Origin of the sequence: Streptomyces sp. NPDC012474 (genome assembly GCF_042955185.1) — a bacterium.
Lineage (GTDB): Bacteria > Actinomycetota > Actinomycetes > Streptomycetales > Streptomycetaceae > Streptomyces > Streptomyces cahuitamycinicus.
In genome coordinates, this window is the sequence record NZ_JBIBEP010000039.1 from 1 (window position 1) to 18,268 (window position 18,268).

Below are 18,268 nucleotides of genomic sequence, written 5' to 3' on the forward strand. Positions count from 1 at the left end.
CAGCCTCGGCTATCGCAGTCCCGCCGAATACGAGACCGCACTCGCAGCCTGACCACCACACCGATGGTGTCCGTCAAAGCGGAACAAGCTCACTCGTCCGAGCTTGTAACCCCGTAGGCCAAGCTTTGCAGCCTCCTTGTACATCCAACTGGTGGACATATTGAGCATTGCGGCGACCTCGGAGGTGTCCATGAGTACAGACTCAGCCGACCGGCGGCTCGATTGAGGAATTCGAGCGAGGTCTGTTTCGTTTGCTGACGTGCGCTGGTTTTCGGTCAGGGTCGCTCCTTGAAGTTGGACAGGTCTTGTCGCGGCATGAATGGCTGGGTTCCTGAATGGCGAGGGCCTCGCCTCAGAGTGGCTGGCGGGGCTAGGCGGTTTCGTTTGGATCAGCGGGCGGACCAGAGGAAGATGCCCGCGATGTGGAGTCCGGCCAGGTAGATGGTTGCGGTCTTCTCGTAGCGGGTGGCGATGCCGCGCCACTGCTTCAGGCGGTTGATGCACCGTTCGACGGTGTTGCGCTGCTTGTAGGTCTCGCGGTCGAAGGCCGGTGGCCTGCCGCCGCGGCTGCCCCGACGTAGCCGGTGTCCGCGCTGGTCGGCGGGGACAGGGATCACTGCCCGGATGCCGCGCTTGCGCAGGTGCTCGCGGATCGCGCGGGAGGAGTACGCCTTGTCGGCCAGGGCGAGGTCAGGCCTGGTGCGGGGCCGTCCTCGCCGACGGGGAACGCGCAGGCGGGCCATGACGTCGGTGAAGGCGGGTGCGTCACCGGCCTGCCCGGCGGTGAGGACGAACGCGAGTGGCCGGCAGCGGTCATCGGCGGCGAGGTGGATCTTCGTGGTCAGTCCGCCGCGGGACCGGCCGATGGCGTGGTCATCCGGTTCGCCGGCCGGGGCCCCTTTTTGCGGGCCCCGGCCGCGTGCTGGTGAGCCCGCACGATCGTGGAGTCCACCGACACGGCCCAGTTGAGGTCCTCGTCCGCGTCGGCCTGGGCCACCAGGGCGGTGAAGACCCGCTCCCACGTGCCGTCTACAGCCCACATCCGCAACCGGTTGTAGATCCCTCTCCAGTTGCCGTACTTCTCCGGCAGGTGAACCCACTGCGTGCCGGTCTGGAACTTGTAGGCGATCGCGTCGATCACCTCACGATGGTCCCGCCAACGGCCACCCCGCTTCGGCGTCCGATCCGGGAGTAACGGCTCAATCCGCGCCCACTGCGCATCAGTCAACGGCACACCCGGACCAACGACCAACTGATCCAAACGAAACTGCCTAGTTCCAATGGTGAGGCAAACCGCCGGTTTGGCCAACCGGCGGTTCGCGGCTATGTTCCGCCTCCCTCGGCCTGAGGAGCCGACCTCGGCAGATGGGTATGTGCTGCAGCCCGCAATCGGCCGCAGGTCAGTTGGTTGGGCCCTGTGGTGCAGCGACGGTCCCTTGACGGTGTCCGCCTGAGCCCGCAGGCGGGTCGCAGGAGCCGTTGCCTTGGTCGGCCGACATCGCTGGGGCGGATGCGTGACACCGCGGGGCGAGGTCGTGCACATCGACCTGATTACCCGTCAGTAAAGTCAGCAAGTGGTCAGCATGAGTCCTGCTGAAGCCTGCGAAGGCTTGCCGAACCTGCGAATCGCCGCGGGGGGTTCCCTGGCGTGTGTAAGTCGTGAAGGTGCAGGTCAGGGTGAGTGGCCAACCGCCCTGTGGTGCCCTGCGATTCATCCTGCCCGCTTCCGATCAACCCCGTTCACCCTCCGCCCGCTTCCCTGCACATTCCTTTGGAAAATGCCAAAGCGTTCACCTGCGCCGAGTACCGTGCGTAGTGTCGTGCTCACGTTCGCGGGAACGGCCGTGCAGGGGGAGGGGATTCGGCGTGCCCGGAATCGACGAGAGTCTGCTGGACGCCATGCGACTGCAAGGTGCTCGGGGGGCGTCGGTGGTCGATTGGATCAGTGGTCTTGCGCTGGGAGCGGTGGGTGACGCACCCGGTGGCGACGTGGAGGCGACGGCTGCGGAAACCGCCGAACTCGCCCGCCTCGCCACCGAGAGCGGCGCCCTCGCCCTGACCGGCAAGGGCCCGGGCGGGCCGCCCGATGACGACACGGGTGGCCCGTCCGGTGCCCCGTCCGGCAAGGAGCCCCCCGTACAGGACCTGATCATCACGAACGCCGACTCGTACCACCTGCTCAGGTTCGTCACCACGGCCTTCGACAGCACGGTGTTCGTGCACCTGTGGCTCGACCGTGACGAAGGGAACCTGGCCCTGGCCCGCATCCGGCTGGCCGAGATGGCGGACCGGCTGGTGCTCGGATGACCGCGCCGACCGGGACCCTGCGCACGGACGAACCCGCCTCGGCCCAGCTCGGCATCCTCGCCGAGCAGGGCGCGACCGGTGCCCTGTCCACGGAGACGGGGATCGTCTACCTCGCCGCGGGACACGTCGTCCACGTCGAATCCGCCGTGACACCCGACCTCGGCGATCTGCTCACCCACAGCGGCGCGCTCGCCGCCGACGGCTGGTGGGAGGCGATCGACCAGGCCGGCCGCCGCTGCCGTGTCGGACGGCAACTGGTCGACAGCGGCCACCTCGCCGCCGGCGCGCTGGAACTGTGCCACCTGGGTGCCCTTTTCGACGCGGCGTACTTCGTGCTCGCCCACGACGGACCGGCGCTCCGCTTCCGGCCCGGAGCCGCTCACTGGCTCGGCGCTGTCCGTTCCGTACCGGTAAACACCGTCCTGCGCGAGTCCAGACGCCGCCGCGAACTGCTGCATCGCATATGGCCCGAGCCCGCCGTCGACCGCGCGCCGCTCGCCCGGGTGCCCGGACCGGACGCCGCCGACCTGCCGGCCCGCCGTGGCCGGACCCTCGCCCAGGTCGACGGTGTCCGTACCGCCGCCCAGATCGCCACCGCCCTCGCCTGCCGCACCTTCCACACCCTCGTCGAGCTCCGCCGCCTCGCCGCCGCCGGGCTGGTCACCCCCGTGGCCCCCCTGGCCCCCGTCCCCACCTCAGCCCCAGCCCCAGCCCCAGCCCCAGCCTCCGCCTCCGTCACCGTGTCCGTCGAGCCGGGCCTCGCACCTCGTCCCGTGGCATCGGACGAGCCCGACACCGCACTGCTGCGACGGCTCCTGCACGCCTTGGAGGCACTGTGATCCGCGCGCGAAGACAGCGTGCCGAAAGGAGACTGCTCATGGCCGTCGAGACCGACGTCCTGGACGAACTGCGGCGGCTCCGCACCCGCATACCCCGGCTGACGGGCTCCCTCGCGGCCACCGTCGACGGACTCGTCCTCGCGCACGACGTGCCGGGCACCGAGCCGGAGGGACTCGCGGCGCTCACCGCCGCCGCCCTCGGCGTCGCCTACCGCATGACCGACGCCGCCGCCCGCGGTGACTTCCGCGAACTGCTGGTGCGGGGCTCCGGGGGCTACGTCGCGACCTACGCCGCCGGAACGACCGCCGTGCTCACCCTCCTCGCCGAGGACCGCGTCAACGTCGGCCGCCTGCACCTCGAAGGCCGGCGCAGCGGCGCCCGGATCGCCGACCTGGTGGACACGAGCGTGGGCCCGGGCACCGGCCGCCACGCCGACCGGCCGGCGCCCGGCCTCGCCACGGTGCCCCCGGCCACCGGCCGCCCCATCGGCACCCTCCCGGTACGGACCCCGCAGCGGCCCCCACACCGGCCGCGCCCGCAGACCGGCATCTGAGCGCCCCGAACCTCCGTCTCACCGAACCTCCGACTCACTGACCTTCCCGACCCACCGAAGTACAAGACCGAAGGAAAGGAACCGAGCGCATGGCCAACACGGAGACCGCGCTGAAGGAATGCCTGAGCTCCATCGACGGAGCGACGGCAGCCGCACTCGTCGACTACACCAGCGGCATGGCCCTCGGCACCCTCGGCGGCGGCAAGGACTTCAACCTGGAAGTCGCCGCCGCGGGCAACACCGATGTCGTGCGGTCCAAGCTGCGCACCATGGAGCACCTGGGGCTGAAGGAGGAGATCGAGGACATCCTGATCACCCTGAACACCCAGTACCACCTCATCCGCCTCCTGAAGGGCCGCGGCGGCAGCGGACTCTTCCTCTACCTCGTGCTCGACGGGAGCCGGGCCAACCTCGCGATGGCCCGCCACCAGTTGCGCCGCATCGAGGCCGACCTGGAGATCTGAACCGGAACCACCGGACGGGAGCCCTCCGCCACGGACACGTCGCGGAGGGCCCCGGCACGCCGCACGCGACGGCCTGCGAGCGGCCGGCCGGCGTCTACGGTGGGTGCCATGACGGCACCCCTGGACGTGCTCGTGGTGGGCGCGGGTCCCACCGGACTCGCACTCGCGACCCGACTGCGCGACTGTGGAACCCCGTTCCGGATCGTCGACCGCTCACTGGACCGCGCGCGGGAGTCACGCGCCCCCGCGATCCAGCCCCGCACCCTGGAGATGCTGTCCGCGTTCGGCGTGGCGGACGACCTGGTCGACCGGGGCAGTCCGGCGGTCCGGCTGCACCTGCATCTGCCCCGACGGGTGCTGCGCGTCCCGCTGTTCGACGTCGGCTGTGACGACACGCCGTACCCGTTCCTGCTCTTCCTCCCGCAGTCGGAGACGGAGGCCACCCTGGCGGCTCATCTGGCCGGGCGGGACGTGACGGTGGAGCGGGGCACCGAACTGCTCGGCGCCGAACCGGAGGGAGAGTACGTCGCCTGCCGCCTGCGACGCCGGGACGGCACCGGGGAGACCGTACGGGCCCGCTACGTCGTCGGCTGCGACGGCGCCCACAGCACCGTCCGCGCCCGGGCGGGCATCGACTTCGAGGGATACGCATATCCGCAGACGTTCCTGCTGGCGGACCTGGAGGCCGACGGACTGGAGCAAGGCGCCGCACACACGTATCTGACCGCGGCCGGGCTGCTGTTCTTCTTCCCGCTCGGCACTCCGGCCACCTGGCGGATGATCGCGATGCACCCGCCGGGCGCCTCCGACGGCGAGGTGACCCTGGACCTCCTCCAGCGGATCGCCGACGACTGGACGCCCGACGCGCCGTCCCTGCACGACCCGGTCTGGATGACGAGCTTCCGCATCCACAACCGCGGCGCCGGCCACTACCGCAAGGGCCCGTTCTTCCTCGCGGGCGACGCGGCGCACATTCACAGCCCGGCCGGGGGACAGGGCATGAACACCGGCATCCAGGACGCGCTCAACCTGGGCTGGAAACTCGCCCACGTCTGCCGCGGGGCCGCACCGGAGGAGTTGCTGGAGACGTACGAGGCGGAACGCGCCCCGGTCGGCCACGGCGTACGCCGACTCACCGACCGCGCGTTCACCGTCGGAACGAGCGGCCACCCGGCTCTACGGCTGGCCCGGACCCGACTCGCCCCGCACCTGGCCCCGCTGCTCCTGCGCTCGACCGGCGCCCGGGCACGCCTGTTCCGCACGGTGTCCGAACTCGGCATCCACTACCGCCGCGGCCCCGCCTCCGCCACCGGACCCCACCGCCCGCGCCAAGGCCCACGCGCGGGAGACCGCCTGCCCGACATCCCGGCCGGACTCCATCGGCGCATCACCGGACCGGGCTACCACCTTCTGCTCACCGGCCCCGCCCATCACTGGCCTCAGGACGTGCCGCTGGGCGAGCGGCACGGCTTGCTGAGCGTGCACCACCTGGGCACGCGGAGCCCGTGGCCCGGCGTCGTCCAGGCACTCGTACGGCCCGACGGACACGTGGGTCACCTGGCACGCGGCACCGACCTCAGGGCCCTGCGCGCCTACCTCGACCGCTGGCTGCCGGCCCTCTAGAACAAGGAGGCCGGTGCCGGTCCGGCGAAGGGCTCAGCCGTGGTAGGTGATGTACCCGTTGCGGTCCGCGTCGGAGCCGCTTCTGGTGTACGAGTGGACGTCGGCACGGCTGCCGGACGGCTTGTACACGTAGATGGTGTCCTTGTCGTTGTTCCACATGAAGTTGCAGTTGTCGCGGTAGACGACGTTCTTGGTGTCGGAGTCGGCCCCGTTGCCGCCGCGCAGCTTCACGTAGTCACCCGGCTGAAGGGTGTGGCTCGCGGTGAAGGTGAACCTGTTCCCCGCGGCGTCCTTCACGACGTACCCCTTGAGGTTCACCGTCGTGGAACGCGAGTAGTTCTTGATGGTCAGGTACTCCTGGGCGGTGTTCCCGCCCGAGCAACGGTTCGAGTCGCTCCCGGGAGCGTCGTACTGGATGCCCCGGATCTTCAGCGCGGAGTTGTACTCGGCGGCCTGGGCCGGAACCGCCGACAGGGCGGTGAGGGCCCCGGCGGCGAGAGCCGTGGTGGCGACAAGGCGTATACGCATGGACGTTCGTCCCCCCTGCATGGCCTTCAGGTGAAGGCGATGTGATGGTTCGGTGAAGCATCCGGATCGTACACGCTTCAAGTACGCAGAAGGGCGGGTCCGGTGACATTGCCACCGAACCCGCCCCGCGGGAGGCAAAACGTCGCGTGTGAGGCGTCAGGCGCCGCTGGCCCGCAGCATGTCCGCACGCTCGACGATCTTCACGCGCTCGCGGCCCTCGGGCTCGCCCAGAGCCTTCTCCGCGGCGTCCAGCTTGTACCAGCCGTCCCAGGTGGTGAAGCGGATGTCGCGCTCGGCGAGGAAAGCGTCCACGGCCTCGGGGGCCGGGGCGGCGGGCGTGTGCAGCCTGCCGCCCGCGTAGTCCTCCAGCAGGTTCTTCACCGTTTCGTTGGCGTCGCCCTTGGTGTGCCCGATGAGGCCGATGGGGCCGCGCCGGATCCAGCCGGTGACGTATGTGGACTGCAGGTGCTCGCCCGACTCCTGCATGACCCGGCCGCCCTCGTCCGGAACGGTGCCCGAGTCGATGTCCCAGGGCAGCTTGGGGAGTTTGTCGGACAGGTAGCCGACCGCGCGGTACACCGCGCCGACATCCCAGGTGTTGAAGGTGCCGGTGCCCTTGACGTTGCCGGTGCCGTCGAGTTCCGTGCGCTCGGTGCGCAGGCCCACGACCTTGCCGTCCTCGCCGAGGACCTCGACCGGCGACTCGAAGAAGTGCAGGAAGAGCTTGTGGGGCCGGTCGCCGACGTCGCGGATCGCCCAGTTCTCCAGGGTCTTGGCCACCATGTCGGCCTGCTTGTTGCCGCGCCGCGTGGTGATCGAGCCCTCGTCGTAGTCGATGTCCTCGGGGTCGACGATGACCTCGATGTTGGGGGAGTGGTCCAGCTCCCGCAGCTCCATCGGGCTGAACTTCGCCTGCGCCGGGCCGCGTCGGCCGAACACGTGGATCTCCTTGGCCCGGTTGGCCTTCAGACCCTCGTAGACGTTCGCCGGGATCTCGGTCGGCAGCAGTTCGTCCGCCGTCTTGGCCAGGACGCGCGCGACGTCGAGCGCAACGTTGCCGACACCGAGCACGGCGACCTTCTCCGCCTCCAGCGGCCAGGTGCGGGGCACGTCCGGGTGGCCGTCGTACCAGGACACGAAGTCCGCGGCACCGTACGAGCCGTCCAGGTCGATGCCCGGCAGCGAGAGCGCCCGGTCGGCCGTCGCCCCCGTGGCGAAGATCACGCCGTCGTAGAACGCGCGCAGGTCGTCCAGGCCGATGTCGGTGCCGTAGTCCACGTTGCCGAAGAGCCGGATCTGCGGTTTGTCGAGCACCTGGTGCAGGGCCGTGATGATGCCCTTGATCCGCGGGTGGTCGGGGGCGACGCCGTAACGGATCAGACCGAACGGCGCCGGCATGCGCTCGAAGATGTCGATGGACACGCCGGGTTCGGCTGCCACCTCGGACTTGAGCAGGGCGTCAGCGGCGTAGATCCCGGCGGGGCCGGATCCGACGATGGCTACCCGCAGGGGGCGGGGCATGGTCAGGTTCCCTTCGAGCGGCGACAAGCGATCTCGACGGGAAGCCTAAACTAAGGCAAGCCTAAGTCGGTACGGGGGTCCGGCCTATGAGCTCATAAGGCTACTTTATGGCGGGTGCATGGCCCCGCTTATGGCAGGGGCTGCTCCGCCCAGATCACCTTGCCCGCCGGCAGATAGCGCGTCCCCCAGCGTTCCGCGAGCTGCGCGACCAGGAACAGGCCGCGCCCGCCCTCGTCCGTCATGGTCGCGTACCGCAGGTGCGGTGAGGTGCTGCTGCTGTCGAACACTTCGCAGATCAGGTTGCGGTCGCGCAGCATCCTGACGTGTATGGGGCCGCCGCCGTACCGCAGCGCGTTGGTGACCAGCTCGCTCAGGATCAGCTCCGTGCTGAACGTCAGCTCGTCCAGGCCCCATGCGGACAGCTGACGGCTGACCGCAGCCCGAACCTCGCCCACGGCAGCCGGATCGGCGGGCACCGGCCATTCGGCGACCTGGTCGGCGGCCAGCGCCCGGGTGCGCGCGACGATCAGCGCGATGTCGTCGCTGGAGCGGGCCGTGAGCTGCGAGTCGAGCACGACCCGGCAGGTGTCCTCCGGCGACTGCCCCGCCCGGCCCAGCGCCTCGCGCAGCATCTCCAGACCCACGTCGATGTCCCGCTCCCGGTCCTCGACCAGCCCGTCGGTGTAGAGGACGAGCCGGCTGCCCTCGGCCAGCTCAAGCTCCGCCGTCTCGAACGGCAGACCACCGAGTCCGAGCGGGGGGCCGGCGGGCACGTCGGGATACTCCACCGTGCCGTCCGGGTGGATCAGCGCCGGCGGAGGATGCCCGGCCCGTGCGACGGTGCAGCGCCGGGACACCGGGTCGTAGACGGCGTACAGACAGGTCGCGCCGATGACCGGGGCGCTGCCCTCGTCCTCCGTCTCGTCCTGGTCGATACGGCCGACCAACTCGTCCAGCAGGGCGATCAGTTCCTCGGGCGGCAGATCGAGGGCGGAGAAGTTGTGCACCGCGGTGCGCAGCCGCCCCATCGTGGCCGCGGCGTGCAGCCCGTGACCGACGACGTCCCCGACCACGAGCGCGACCCTGGCCCCCGACAGCGGCAGCACGTCGAACCAGTCACCGCCCACCCCGGCCTGCGCGGGCAGATAGCGGTAGGCGACCTCCAGGGCTCCCTGCTCCGGCAGGTTGCGGGGGAGCAGGCTGCGCTGGAGCGTCACGGCCATGCTGTGCTCGCGGGTGTAGCGGCGCGCGTTGTCGATGGAGACGGCGGCCCGGGCGACCAGCTCCTCGGCCAGGGCCAGCTCGTCCGCGTCGAAGGGCTCCGGCTTCTCACAGCGCCAGAAGCTGACCACGCCCAGCACCAGGGTGCCGGCCCGCAGTGGCACCGTGATCAGCGAATGGATGCCGTACGCGACGATCTGCGCCGAGCGCTCCAGGTCCTGCGCCTGCCAGCCCGGGGCCTGGCCCAGCCGGGGTTCCAGGACGGGGCCGCCGGTGGCGAGGCTGCGGCCCTGCGGAGAGGTCTCGACGAACCTGATCCGCTCGCCGGCCGGGTAGAGCGGCGCGTCCTTGCGGATCCCGCTCACCGCCGTCCGGCTGAGCGAGGCCGCCGCGTTCGGCTGCCCGCCCCCGAGCACCGCGTCGAACAGGTCCACGGTGACGAAGTCGGCGAACCGCGGCACGGCCAGCTCGGTCAGCTCCTCGGCCGTGCGGGTCACGTCGAGACTGGTCCCGATGCCCACGCCGGCGTCGTACAGCATGTTGAGTCGTTCCCGCGAGGTTTCGGCCCGCCCGGACAGTGCCCGTAGCTCGGTGGAGTCGCGCAGGGTGGCGACGCTGCCGGGCGGCACACCCGCACGGTCCGTGGTCCGCTGGTTGACGGCGAGGAGCCGGTCCCCGACGAGGTGCACCTCGTCCGTGGCGACGCGTCCGGACGCCAGCAGGTCGGCGGTGCCCGGGTCGAGACCGAGACTGAGGACGTGCCGGCCCTCGGCGTCGGCGGGCAGCCCGAGCAACCGGTGCGCCTCGTCGTTGGCGAGGATCAGGGTGCCCCCGTCGTCGACGATGAGCACCCCCTCCCGGACGGCGTGCAGCACGGCGTCGTGATGTTCGTACATCCGGGTCATCTCGTGCGGACCGAGCCCGTGGGTCTGGCGCAGCAGCCGCCGGCTCACCAGTGCGGCACCCGCTGTCGCCAGGGCCAGCGCGGCCGCGGCGGCCGCGAGCACGAGCGGCAGCTGACGGTCGGCGGTGCCGCCGACGTTCTTGGTCGTGATCCCCGCCGAGACCAGGCCCACGACCCGGCCGTCCGGGTCCTTCACCGGCACCACGGCCTGCACGAGCGGGCCGATGGTGCCCTCGATCTCCTCGGTGAACGACTCCCCGGCCAGCGCCGGCGCGACCGTCCCGACGAACTTCTTCCCGATCCGGTCCGTCTTGGGATGGGTGTAGCGGATCCCGTCGGTGCTCATGACGACGATGAAGTCGACCTTCGAACGTTCCCGGGCGGCCTCGGCCCTGGGCTGGAGCACGGCGGTGGGGTCAGGGCCCTGCAGCGCCTCGACGGTGCCCGGCGCGTTGGCGAAGGTCTCCGCGACGGCGAGTGAACGGTTGCGGGCCTCCTGCGTCGTGTCGTGCCGCACTTGCAGCACCAGTGCCACCACGGCCGCCACGACCAGCAGCAGCACGATCACCACGACGAGCAGGAACACCTGTCCGGCGACACTGCGTCCGCCCAGCACCGACCGCAGCCCCGCCCCCGGTTGCCACCGTGGCGAGCCCGCCTCCCGCCGCTGCCGTGTCGACGGCGCAGCGCCGGGCCGCAGGGGCGATCGAGTCCCGGATCGACCCAAGAGTCGGACCATGTGCCATGTCTACACTGCCCGGCCCCGGGAGGCGAGGGGCATCACCCATGGTGACAAGGGGTCCTCACCGTTTCGTCACGTCTGCGGGCTGGGCCGGCGGGCTCGCCACCCACCGGTGAAGGTGCGACCGGCCCACCGGAGCACGTACGGCGGTCTCAGGCGCCCAGCGAGCGGGCCAGCTCGGTCGTGGCCCGGGCGATCTCGCCGTCCTCGTCCGCCATCAGCCGGCCCAGCTCACCGCGCCGGGACCGCACGGCCTGGCGCGCCGCACGCTCCCACACCACCGGGTTCTCCCGGTGGTTCAGCAGCTTCGGATAGACGGCGGCGGTGCTCTCCCACTGCCGGGCGTCGGCGATGTTCTTGAGCAGCTGGATGATCTGGGCGCGGCAGGTCACCTGCGGCAGCTTCGCCAGCTCCCACAGGAACGGAACCGTGGCCGCGGTCGCCTGTTCCACCACGAAACCGAACTGGCAGATCCGTTTCCGTAGGTCGTCGAGTGCGGAGCGGGCGGTGTCGGCGTCACCCCCCGCGATGCCGGTGAGCAGGTGGGGGATGGCCGCCGCCGAGCCCGTGGAGTCCTGGATGTCGGCCCACGGCACGCGGTCCAGTGCCGTGAGCGGCGTGTTCCGGGCCACCCCGGCCGGGGCGTCGGAGCGCTGGGGGCGCTCGCTGCTCGGGTGTTCCGTCGAAGCGCTGCGCATGGCGAGGGGCCTTTCCGCGGCAGTCGTGTCAGATGGGGGGACAGGATGTGGCCGGCCGGGTCGACAACCTGGCCCAGACCGTCTTGCCCGCCGGGGGACTGGGGGCCCAGCCCCACTCCTCGGACAGGGCGTCGACGATGCACAGCCCCCGGCCGTGCTCCTCCAGGTCGATGCCCGCCGACCGGTACACCGGCGGGTGGTCGTCGGGGTCGGAGACGGTGACCAGCAGGTGTCTGGGGTCCAGGAGGAATCCGAGCCGGATCTCCGGCACACCCGGCGCGTCCGGGCCTCTCGGTGCCGCGTGCGTCGCGGCGTTGGCGGTGAGCTCGGTGATGACGAGGGTCGCGTCGTCACAGCGGTGGTCGAGCGACCAGCCGTGCAGGGTGTCGCGGGTGAAGGACCGGGCCCGCGCGAACCCCTCCCGGCTGCACTGGACTCGCAGTGTGGCCGAGGCGGACAGGGCACCCGAGAACTGCGGCATTGTCCTCGGCACCGAGGGCGGGGCCCCGTACGGCGAGGTGGTGTGCGGGCCGGCCGGGACGGCGTGGCTCGCCGCGGGTGCGCCCGCGTGTGCCGCAGCCCCACTCGGCGGCCGGAGCACGTGCTGCGCAGGTGATGACACGGCATCTCCCCGATGCGACGTCAGGACGCGGCGTCAGCCCGGGGGTTGACGCCGCAGCTATTATCCACGCTGAAGGCGCTCGTGTGCAATTGCACGAGAAATTGCGTGAGAAACAAGCCGTTGTGGGTACGCAAGCCGGGGACGAGAGCGGTCGAAGGGACCCGCCCGCACTCGTCCGGACGGCCGGGCACACCGTGCGCGGCGGGGAACGAGAACAGCAAGGAGACTGCGGTGCCACCAGTGCGGAACGGAGTGCGGGCAAGCTCGTTGGAAGCCTGCTGGATGAAGAGTCGGCACAGCAACGCCGAGGGCAACTGCGTCGAAGTCGCCCCCCTCGTCGACGGCGGGATCGCCCTGCGCAACTCCCGCGACCCCGACGGACCCGCCCTCGTCTATACGTCGGCGGAGGTGGCGGCCTTCCTGGCCGGGGCGAAGGACGGCGAGTTCGACCACCTGCTGTGAGGAACGGCCCTGTCCGTGCTGCGGCTTGATGCCCTCGGGGGAGAAGCGGAGCCCAACTCCTCACTTCCGCGGGCGCATTGCGGGCGGGTGCGTGAAGACCTGGTGAAGTGCGATAGTGTAAATCGCCCTTGTGCCGGTCTGCTGGGAGTCAGGATGTCCGCCGCGTCGCATCGCATCTCCCGTCTGGAACCTTACCTGGACAGGCCCGAGCCGGCGCCGACTCTGCTGAAGATGCTGGTCGGTGTACAGCTCGCAGGCTTCCGTGAGGACGCCGGGCTCGCCCAGGACCAGGCGGCGCGGGCTGTCGGGTTCAGTGCCGCGAAGTTGTCCCGCATCGAGTCGGGCAAGGGTCGACGCCCGCCGACGGAGAGCGACGTCCGCGCCCTGCTGGAGCTGTACGGCACCGACGACTACGAAGTCTCCGTGCTCCTCAAGCTGCTGCAGCGGGCCGGTGAGCCCGGCTGGTGGCAGCGGTACGACAAGCGGCTGATGCCCGAGTGGTTCGACCGGCTGGTCGGGCTGCAGGAGGCCGCCGCCACCATTCGTACCTTCGAGATCCAGTACGTGCCCGGTCTGTTGCAGACAGCCGCCTACACCCGGGCCGTGGTGGAGCGAGGCCTGCCGAACGCGCCTGCCAGTGAGGTGGAGCGTCGCGTCGAACTGCGCAGGCGCCGGGCCCGGTTGCTGTCGCGGGCCGACGCGCCGCAGCTGTGGGCGATCATCGACGAGTCCGTGCTGCTGCGCGTCCTGGGCAGCACCGATGTGATGCGGGAGCAGCTCGCGCACCTCGTCGAGATGGCCGAACGCTCCAACGTGACGTTGCAGATCGTGCCGTTGAGCGTCACCAACGCCTCGGCGCCGGCCATCCCGATCACATATCTGCGCTTCGGCGGCCTCGATCTGCCCGACGTGGTCTACCTGGAGCACATCAAGAGCGCGAACTTCCTTGAGGACCGGGACGAGACCGAGGAGTACCGGATCGCGCTCGACCGGCTCGCGGACGAGGCTCTCAAGCCCCGTGACTCGCTGGAGCTGCTGCGGCAGACGATGGAGCAGCGCTACCCGTGACGCACGGATGCCCCGCCCGGGACGATGATCGTCCCGGGCGGGGCATCCGCGTGGTCACTTCTCCAGAGGGATCCGCCCGACGCCACCGAACTCGATCCACTCGTGGGTGAGCTGACGGGGCGCCACCTCGGTGTCCGGACGCCAGGTGGACACCTCCACGATCCCTGGCTCCAGGATCTCCAGGCCCTCGAAGTACGTCTCCACGTCCTTCGGCTCCCGGACGCGGCCCCAGTTTCCCTGCGTGGCCTGGTCCATGAAGTTCGTGACGAAGGCGCGGACCTCGGGGTCCTCACTGACCAGCTGGCACATCACCATGAAACTGCCGGGCGCTAGCCGCTCCCGCACGCGCCGGGCGACCGCGAGCGGCCCGTCTGTGTCGCTGTCCGGGATGCAGTGGAACACCGAGTTGAACAGCACGCACACCGGCTCGTCGAAGTCGATCAGCCGCTTGGTGTCGGCGTGGCCGAAGATCAGGTCGGTCTCGCGCAGGTCCGCGTGGATGACGGTCGTCCGCTCGTCCTGCTCCAGCAGCGCGCGGCCGTGCACCAGCACCATCGGGTCGTTGTCGACGTAGACCACGTGGGTCGTGGGGTCGATGCGCTGGGCGACCTGGTGGACGTTGTTCTGCGTCGGCAGGCCGGATCCGTGGTCCAGGTACTGCCGGATGCCGTAGTCCTCGGAGAGGGTCCGCACGACCCGCTGGAGGAAGCGCCGGTTGTTCAGGGCCAGGCGGCGCGTGCTGGGGACGACCTTGTCGAGTTCCTCGCACGCGGCACGGTCCGCCGCGTAGTTGTCCTTGCCGCCCAGGTAGTGGTCGTACATGCGCGCTGCCGTCGGCACGCTCGCGTCGATCTCGGTGGACAGCTGCTTCTCGGAGTGCATCGTTCCCCCTGCAAGGTGCCGCGCCAACGGACTGGCTGGACAGGAAGTACATCCTAGAGAGCGGGAGTTGGGCGGTGCCAGCCCACCGGCGAAGGTGCCCACGATCGAACGACAAGATGACCGTGGCCCGTGCAGCCTGACGCACCTTGAGTAACCATTCGCGTGCTTTGTGTCACCGACGCCCGACGCCCGACGCCCGACGCCCGACGCCCGGACGCTCCGCGACGAGGGCTGCGTACTCGTCGAGCGGCGGAGAGCAGAGGTCGAGCCGGTGTTCCCGCTCGTAGGGAGGCCGGGATATGGCTCCGAACCGCTAATCTGGAAATACGAGAATTGATCGGAAGTCGAGGGCGTGTCCGCAACCGCTATTCTCACGGCCCCGGCCGCTTTTCCAGGAGAAACTCATGGGCGAGTACTACGACCTCGGCACGTACAGCCGTCCCGTCACCACGTCCTCCGCCGCTGCTCAACTCTGGTTCGATCGCGGTCTGGTGTGGACGTACGCCTTCCACCACGAGGAAGCAGTCGCCTGCTTCGAAAAGGCGGCCGAGGCCGATCCGGAGTGCGCGATGGCGTATTGGGGAATCGCCTACGCGCTCGGCCCGAACTACAACAAGCCCTGGGAATTCTTCGAGGGCGAGGAACTGGTGCGGACCGTCGCACGCACGCACGCCGCCGTGGAACGCGCCCACGAGAAGGCCGCCCGCGCCACCCCGGTCGAGCGGGCCCTCATCGGCGCGCTGCGGGCCCGCTATCCGCAGCCGGAGGCCGTCGAGGACTGCTCGGTGTGGAACGAGCCCTACGCGGACGCGATGCGTGTCGTGTACGAACTGGCACCCGGCGACCCGGACATCGTCACCCTGCACGCCGACGCCGCGATGAACCTCACCCCGTGGCAGCTGTGGGACCTCAGGACCGGTCAGCCGGCCGAGGGCGCCCGGACCGCCGAGGCCGGGGCCGTGCTGGAAGGCGCCCTCGCCACCGAGGCCGGCGTACGGCACCCGGGCATCCTGCACCTCTACATCCACCTGATGGAGATGTCCCCGACCCCGGAGCGGGCCCTCACCGTCGCCGACCGGCTGCGCGGCATCGTGCCCGACGCCGGGCACCTGCTCCATATGCCCTCACACCTGGACGTCCTGTGCGGCGACTACCGTCAGGTCGTCTCGGCCAACAGTGACGCGATCGCCGCCGACGAGAAGTACCACCGGCAGGCCGGGGCGATGAACTTCTACACCCTCTACCGGGCGCACAACTACCACTTCAAGATCTACGGCGCCATGTTCCTCGGCCAGGCGCAGGTCGCCCTGGACACCGCCGCCCAGCTGGAAGCGGCCATCCCCGAAGACCTGCTCCGCGTGCCGAGCCCCCCGATGGCCGACTGGCTGGAAGCCTTCCTGGCCATGCGCGTTCACGTCCTGATCCGCTTCGGCCGCTGGACCGAGATCCTCGAACTGCCCGCCCCGGCCGACCCGGAGCTCTACGTGATGACCGTCGCCATGCGGCACTACGCCCGGGGCGTCGCGCTCTCCGCCACCGGCGAGGTCGACCGGGCGGAGGCCGAACGAGAGCTCTTCCGGGCGGCGGTCAGCCGGGTGCCCGAGACGCGGATGCTGTTCAACAACACCTGCCACGACATCCTGGCGATCGCCGCGGCCATGCTGGACGGCGAACTCGAATACCGCAGGGGCAACCACGACCTGGCCTTCGCCGCCCTGGAGCGCTCCATCGAGCTGGACGACAACCTCCCGTACGACGAGCCCTGGGGCTGGATGCAGCCCACCCGCCACGCCTACGGGGCACTGCTGCTGGAGCAGGGCCGTGTGGCGGAGGCCGAGGCCGTCTACCGTGCCGACCTCGGCCTCGACGACACCCTGCCCCGGCCCCTCCAGCACCCCGGCAACGTCTGGGCCCTGCACGGCTTCCACGAGTGCCTGCTCCGCACCGGCAAGACCGGCGAGGCGGCCCTCGTGGCCCACCAGCTCAAGATGGCGAGCGCGCTGGCCGACGTGCCGATCCAGGCGTCCTGCTTCTGCCGCCTGGAGGCTGCGGAGCCCGCCGACGGGTGCTGCCACTGACCCCGGGGGTCAGTGCCGGTTGAGGCGTGCGAGCTCCAGCGCCCGGGTCATGGCCGACCGGTCCCGCCGCCGCCAGGCAGGGTCGGTGGTGAGGGACATCAGAAGCTCCGGGGTCAGCCGGTAGCCCTCGGCATGCGCCAGCAGAGCCTCCGCCTCGCGGGCCGACGTGGCGCCGTGATCCTCGTCGGCGACCGTGCGCAGCACATCGTCGCGGTCGGTGAAGCGGCTCATGCCGCAGTCGAGTCCGTCGTCGTCCAGGGTGCCGGGGTACGGGGCGCGGGCCCAGGCCCCGTTCTCGTACCAGTAGACACAGCCCAGTTCATTGCCGCTCAGCAGGTCCCCCAGCTCATCGTGGGGGAGCCAGGCGGGAGCGCCGACGAGCATGTCGACCGGCGGCTCGTGCCACTTGCAGCAGCTCGACTCGTCCTCGCCGAAGAGCACGTACCGCCCCGCGCCCCGCGGTGCGAACCCCCACCATGTGCAGCCGGAGTCGTCCAGACGGAGCCCGGTGTCGTCCACCCAGGTCCCCGTGCGGTGGTGCGCCTGCCGCTCGTGCGCCGTGGTCGCCTTCAGTACGGCGATGAGCGCCCAGCGCGCCCACAGCACCTCCGGCGACGGAAGGTCCCCGGGCAGCCCCGGCCGGTTGATGGTCATGCACTGTCCCCGCTCGTCCCACCGATCGTGATCACGCCAGCCTCTCACGGGGGCAAAGGCCCCCGTCAGCGGCCGATCGGCGTCCGATGACGGCACCGGTGCGCGGCAGACCGGCCGGGACCATGACCACGTTCCCGGCGACGATCAGCCGGGGATGGGCGGCGACCACGGTCCGGGACGTGGCGCGCGAGGCGGGGGTGTCCGAGCCGACCGTCTATGCCGCCTACGGCAACAAGCCGGGCCTGACCCGCGCATTGGCCGACGCGGCCGACCTCTCGGCCGATGTGCCGCAGCTCGTCGCGGCGCTGAAGTCGCCCACCACGGACCCCGCGCGCCAGCTCGCCGCCATGGCCGGCTACGACCGGCGCCTGTACGAGCGCGCCGGTGACGTCATCACCCTCGTACGGGAAGCGGGCCGCTCCGAGCCGGATCTCGCCACGCTGTACGACGACAGCCGCCGACGGGGCGACCGGACCCGGGTACGGGTCTTCTCCTCCTGGCCGCCGGGTGTCCTCAGAACCGGCCTCGACGTGCCGTCCGCAGTCGACGTCTACGCGGCACTGTGCAACATCGACGTCTACGCCGTACTGACCGGGAAGCGCGGGTGGTCACCCGACCGGGTGGAGCAGTGGTGGTGCGGCGCGCTGGTGCGGGAGCTGCTCCACTGGCCGCCGGTGACTGACCGGGGCCGAGCCCGGGACACGTTTGGGACGCCGCCCCGGCGGTCACTCGTGTGGTGACCCGTAGTCGAACACGACGTGGAGTGAGCTGGCCGTGGCTGGAGATCAGAAGGGCAAGGCGAAGGCCGAGCAGGCCAAGGGCAAGGCCAAGGAGACGATCGGCCGCGCGGTGGGCAACGAGCGGCTGGAGGCCGAAGGCCGGGCGGAGCAGTCCAAGGGCGACGCCCGGCAGGCCAAGGAGAAGACCAAGGACGTCTTCAAGCACTGAGTCGTCCGCACGAGTACCGAGTTCATGTGGCGGGGGGGCGGGCGCCGGGGGGGGGCCCCCCCCCCCCGGGGGGGGGGGGGCCCCCCCCCCGGGCCCCCGGCCCCCCCCCCCCCCCCCCCGCCCCACACGGGGGCGGGGGGGGGGGGGGCGTGT

At 70.7% G+C, this 18,268-nt stretch carries 18 protein-coding genes; 10 read left to right on the forward strand and 8 right to left on the reverse strand.

Going from position 1 to position 18,268, the window contains the following annotated elements; all coding sequences use genetic code 11:
- Positions 1-389: 389 nt before the first annotated feature.
- A protein-coding gene (locus tag ACFY9S_RS39920) for an IS5 family transposase (RefSeq protein WP_391138966.1) occupies positions 390-1,252 on the reverse strand; the annotation gives its coding sequence in 2 pieces (ribosomal slippage) (positions 390-895 and positions 895-1,252; 864 coding nt in all).
- A gap of 614 nt (positions 1,253-1,866) precedes the next feature.
- Here ACFY9S_RS39920 and ACFY9S_RS39925 point away from each other — a divergent pair.
- From ACFY9S_RS39925 to ACFY9S_RS39945, 5 genes are all read left to right on the forward strand, one after another.
- Entirely contained in the window at positions 1,867-2,307 is a 441-nt protein-coding gene (locus tag ACFY9S_RS39925; RefSeq protein ID WP_391138938.1) for a hypothetical protein, read from the forward strand.
- A complete protein-coding gene (locus ACFY9S_RS39930) occupies positions 2,304-3,146 on the forward strand; it encodes a hypothetical protein (protein WP_391138940.1) in 843 nt (280 codons plus the stop codon). Before ACFY9S_RS39925 ends, ACFY9S_RS39930 begins: the two co-directional genes overlap by 4 nt.
- A 38-nt stretch (positions 3,147-3,184) precedes the next feature.
- Positions 3,185-3,700 carry a roadblock/LC7 domain-containing protein gene (locus tag ACFY9S_RS39935; RefSeq protein ID WP_391138942.1) on the forward strand — a complete coding sequence of 172 codons (516 nt, stop codon included), beginning with the start codon at positions 3,185-3,187 and terminating at the stop codon, positions 3,698-3,700.
- 89 nt (positions 3,701-3,789) lie between these two features.
- The gene (locus ACFY9S_RS39940) at positions 3,790-4,164 is read left to right on the forward strand and encodes a hypothetical protein (protein ID WP_102914163.1); all 375 of its coding nucleotides are present in this window, start codon (positions 3,790-3,792) and stop codon (positions 4,162-4,164) included.
- 108 nt (positions 4,165-4,272) lie between these two features.
- Positions 4,273-5,787 (forward strand): FAD-dependent monooxygenase, encoded by a 1,515-nt coding sequence (locus ACFY9S_RS39945; protein WP_391138944.1) that lies wholly within the window; start codon positions 4,273-4,275, stop codon positions 5,785-5,787.
- 33 nt (positions 5,788-5,820) lie between these two features.
- Here ACFY9S_RS39945 and ACFY9S_RS39950 read toward each other — a convergent pair whose 3' ends face one another.
- The 5 genes from ACFY9S_RS39950 to ACFY9S_RS39970 form a co-directional block, all read right to left on the reverse strand.
- Positions 5,821-6,315, reverse strand: a complete 495-nt coding sequence (locus ACFY9S_RS39950) for a lamin tail domain-containing protein (RefSeq protein WP_391138946.1) — start codon at positions 6,313-6,315, stop codon at positions 5,821-5,823.
- A gap of 156 nt (positions 6,316-6,471) precedes the next feature.
- Positions 6,472-7,836, reverse strand: coding sequence for an FAD-dependent oxidoreductase (locus tag ACFY9S_RS39955; RefSeq protein ID WP_391138948.1), 1,365 nt, complete (start codon positions 7,834-7,836; stop codon positions 6,472-6,474).
- A 128-nt stretch (positions 7,837-7,964) separates the two neighbouring features.
- Complete coding sequence (locus ACFY9S_RS39960; protein ID WP_391138950.1) at positions 7,965-10,700, reverse strand: SpoIIE family protein phosphatase; 2,736 nt, start codon at positions 10,698-10,700, stop codon at positions 7,965-7,967.
- Between the two features lie 155 nt (positions 10,701-10,855).
- Complete coding sequence (locus tag ACFY9S_RS39965) at positions 10,856-11,401, reverse strand: hypothetical protein (RefSeq protein ID WP_391138952.1); 546 nt, start codon at positions 11,399-11,401, stop codon at positions 10,856-10,858.
- A 28-nt stretch (positions 11,402-11,429) separates the two neighbouring features.
- Complete coding sequence (locus ACFY9S_RS39970) at positions 11,430-12,047, reverse strand: ATP-binding protein (RefSeq protein ID WP_391138968.1); 618 nt, start codon at positions 12,045-12,047, stop codon at positions 11,430-11,432.
- A 207-nt stretch (positions 12,048-12,254) separates the two neighbouring features.
- Between ACFY9S_RS39970 and ACFY9S_RS39975 the strand changes: the two genes are divergently transcribed.
- Together ACFY9S_RS39975 and ACFY9S_RS39980 are read left to right on the forward strand one after the other, a co-directional pair.
- Positions 12,255-12,485 (forward strand): DUF397 domain-containing protein, encoded by a 231-nt coding sequence (locus ACFY9S_RS39975; protein WP_391138954.1) that lies wholly within the window; start codon positions 12,255-12,257, stop codon positions 12,483-12,485.
- 153 nt (positions 12,486-12,638) lie between these two features.
- Positions 12,639-13,553 carry a Scr1 family TA system antitoxin-like transcriptional regulator gene (locus tag ACFY9S_RS39980; protein WP_391138956.1) on the forward strand — a complete coding sequence of 305 codons (915 nt, stop codon included), beginning with the start codon at positions 12,639-12,641 and terminating at the stop codon, positions 13,551-13,553.
- Between the two features lie 54 nt (positions 13,554-13,607).
- Here ACFY9S_RS39980 and ACFY9S_RS39985 read toward each other — a convergent pair whose 3' ends face one another.
- Positions 13,608-14,435: an SAM-dependent methyltransferase gene (locus ACFY9S_RS39985; protein WP_391138958.1), complete on the reverse strand. Its 828-nt coding sequence runs from the start codon at positions 14,433-14,435 to the stop codon at positions 13,608-13,610.
- A gap of 404 nt (positions 14,436-14,839) precedes the next feature.
- On the opposite strand from ACFY9S_RS39985, the gene ACFY9S_RS39990 reads away from it, so the two are divergent.
- Complete coding sequence (locus ACFY9S_RS39990) at positions 14,840-16,513, forward strand: hypothetical protein (RefSeq protein WP_391138960.1); 1,674 nt, start codon at positions 14,840-14,842, stop codon at positions 16,511-16,513.
- A gap of 9 nt (positions 16,514-16,522) precedes the next feature.
- On the opposite strand, the gene ACFY9S_RS39995 is transcribed toward ACFY9S_RS39990, so the two are convergent.
- Entirely contained in the window at positions 16,523-17,167 is a 645-nt protein-coding gene (locus ACFY9S_RS39995; protein WP_391138962.1) for a hypothetical protein, read from the reverse strand.
- Between the two features lie 122 nt (positions 17,168-17,289).
- Here ACFY9S_RS39995 and ACFY9S_RS40000 point away from each other — a divergent pair, with 122 nt between their 5' ends.
- Positions 17,290-17,907: a TetR family transcriptional regulator gene (locus ACFY9S_RS40000; RefSeq protein WP_391138964.1), complete on the forward strand. Its 618-nt coding sequence runs from the start codon at positions 17,290-17,292 to the stop codon at positions 17,905-17,907.
- 34 nt (positions 17,908-17,941) lie between these two features.
- Positions 17,942-18,115, forward strand: coding sequence for a CsbD family protein (locus ACFY9S_RS40005; RefSeq protein ID WP_078625313.1), 174 nt, complete (start codon positions 17,942-17,944; stop codon positions 18,113-18,115).
- Positions 18,116-18,268 lie beyond the last annotated feature (153 nt).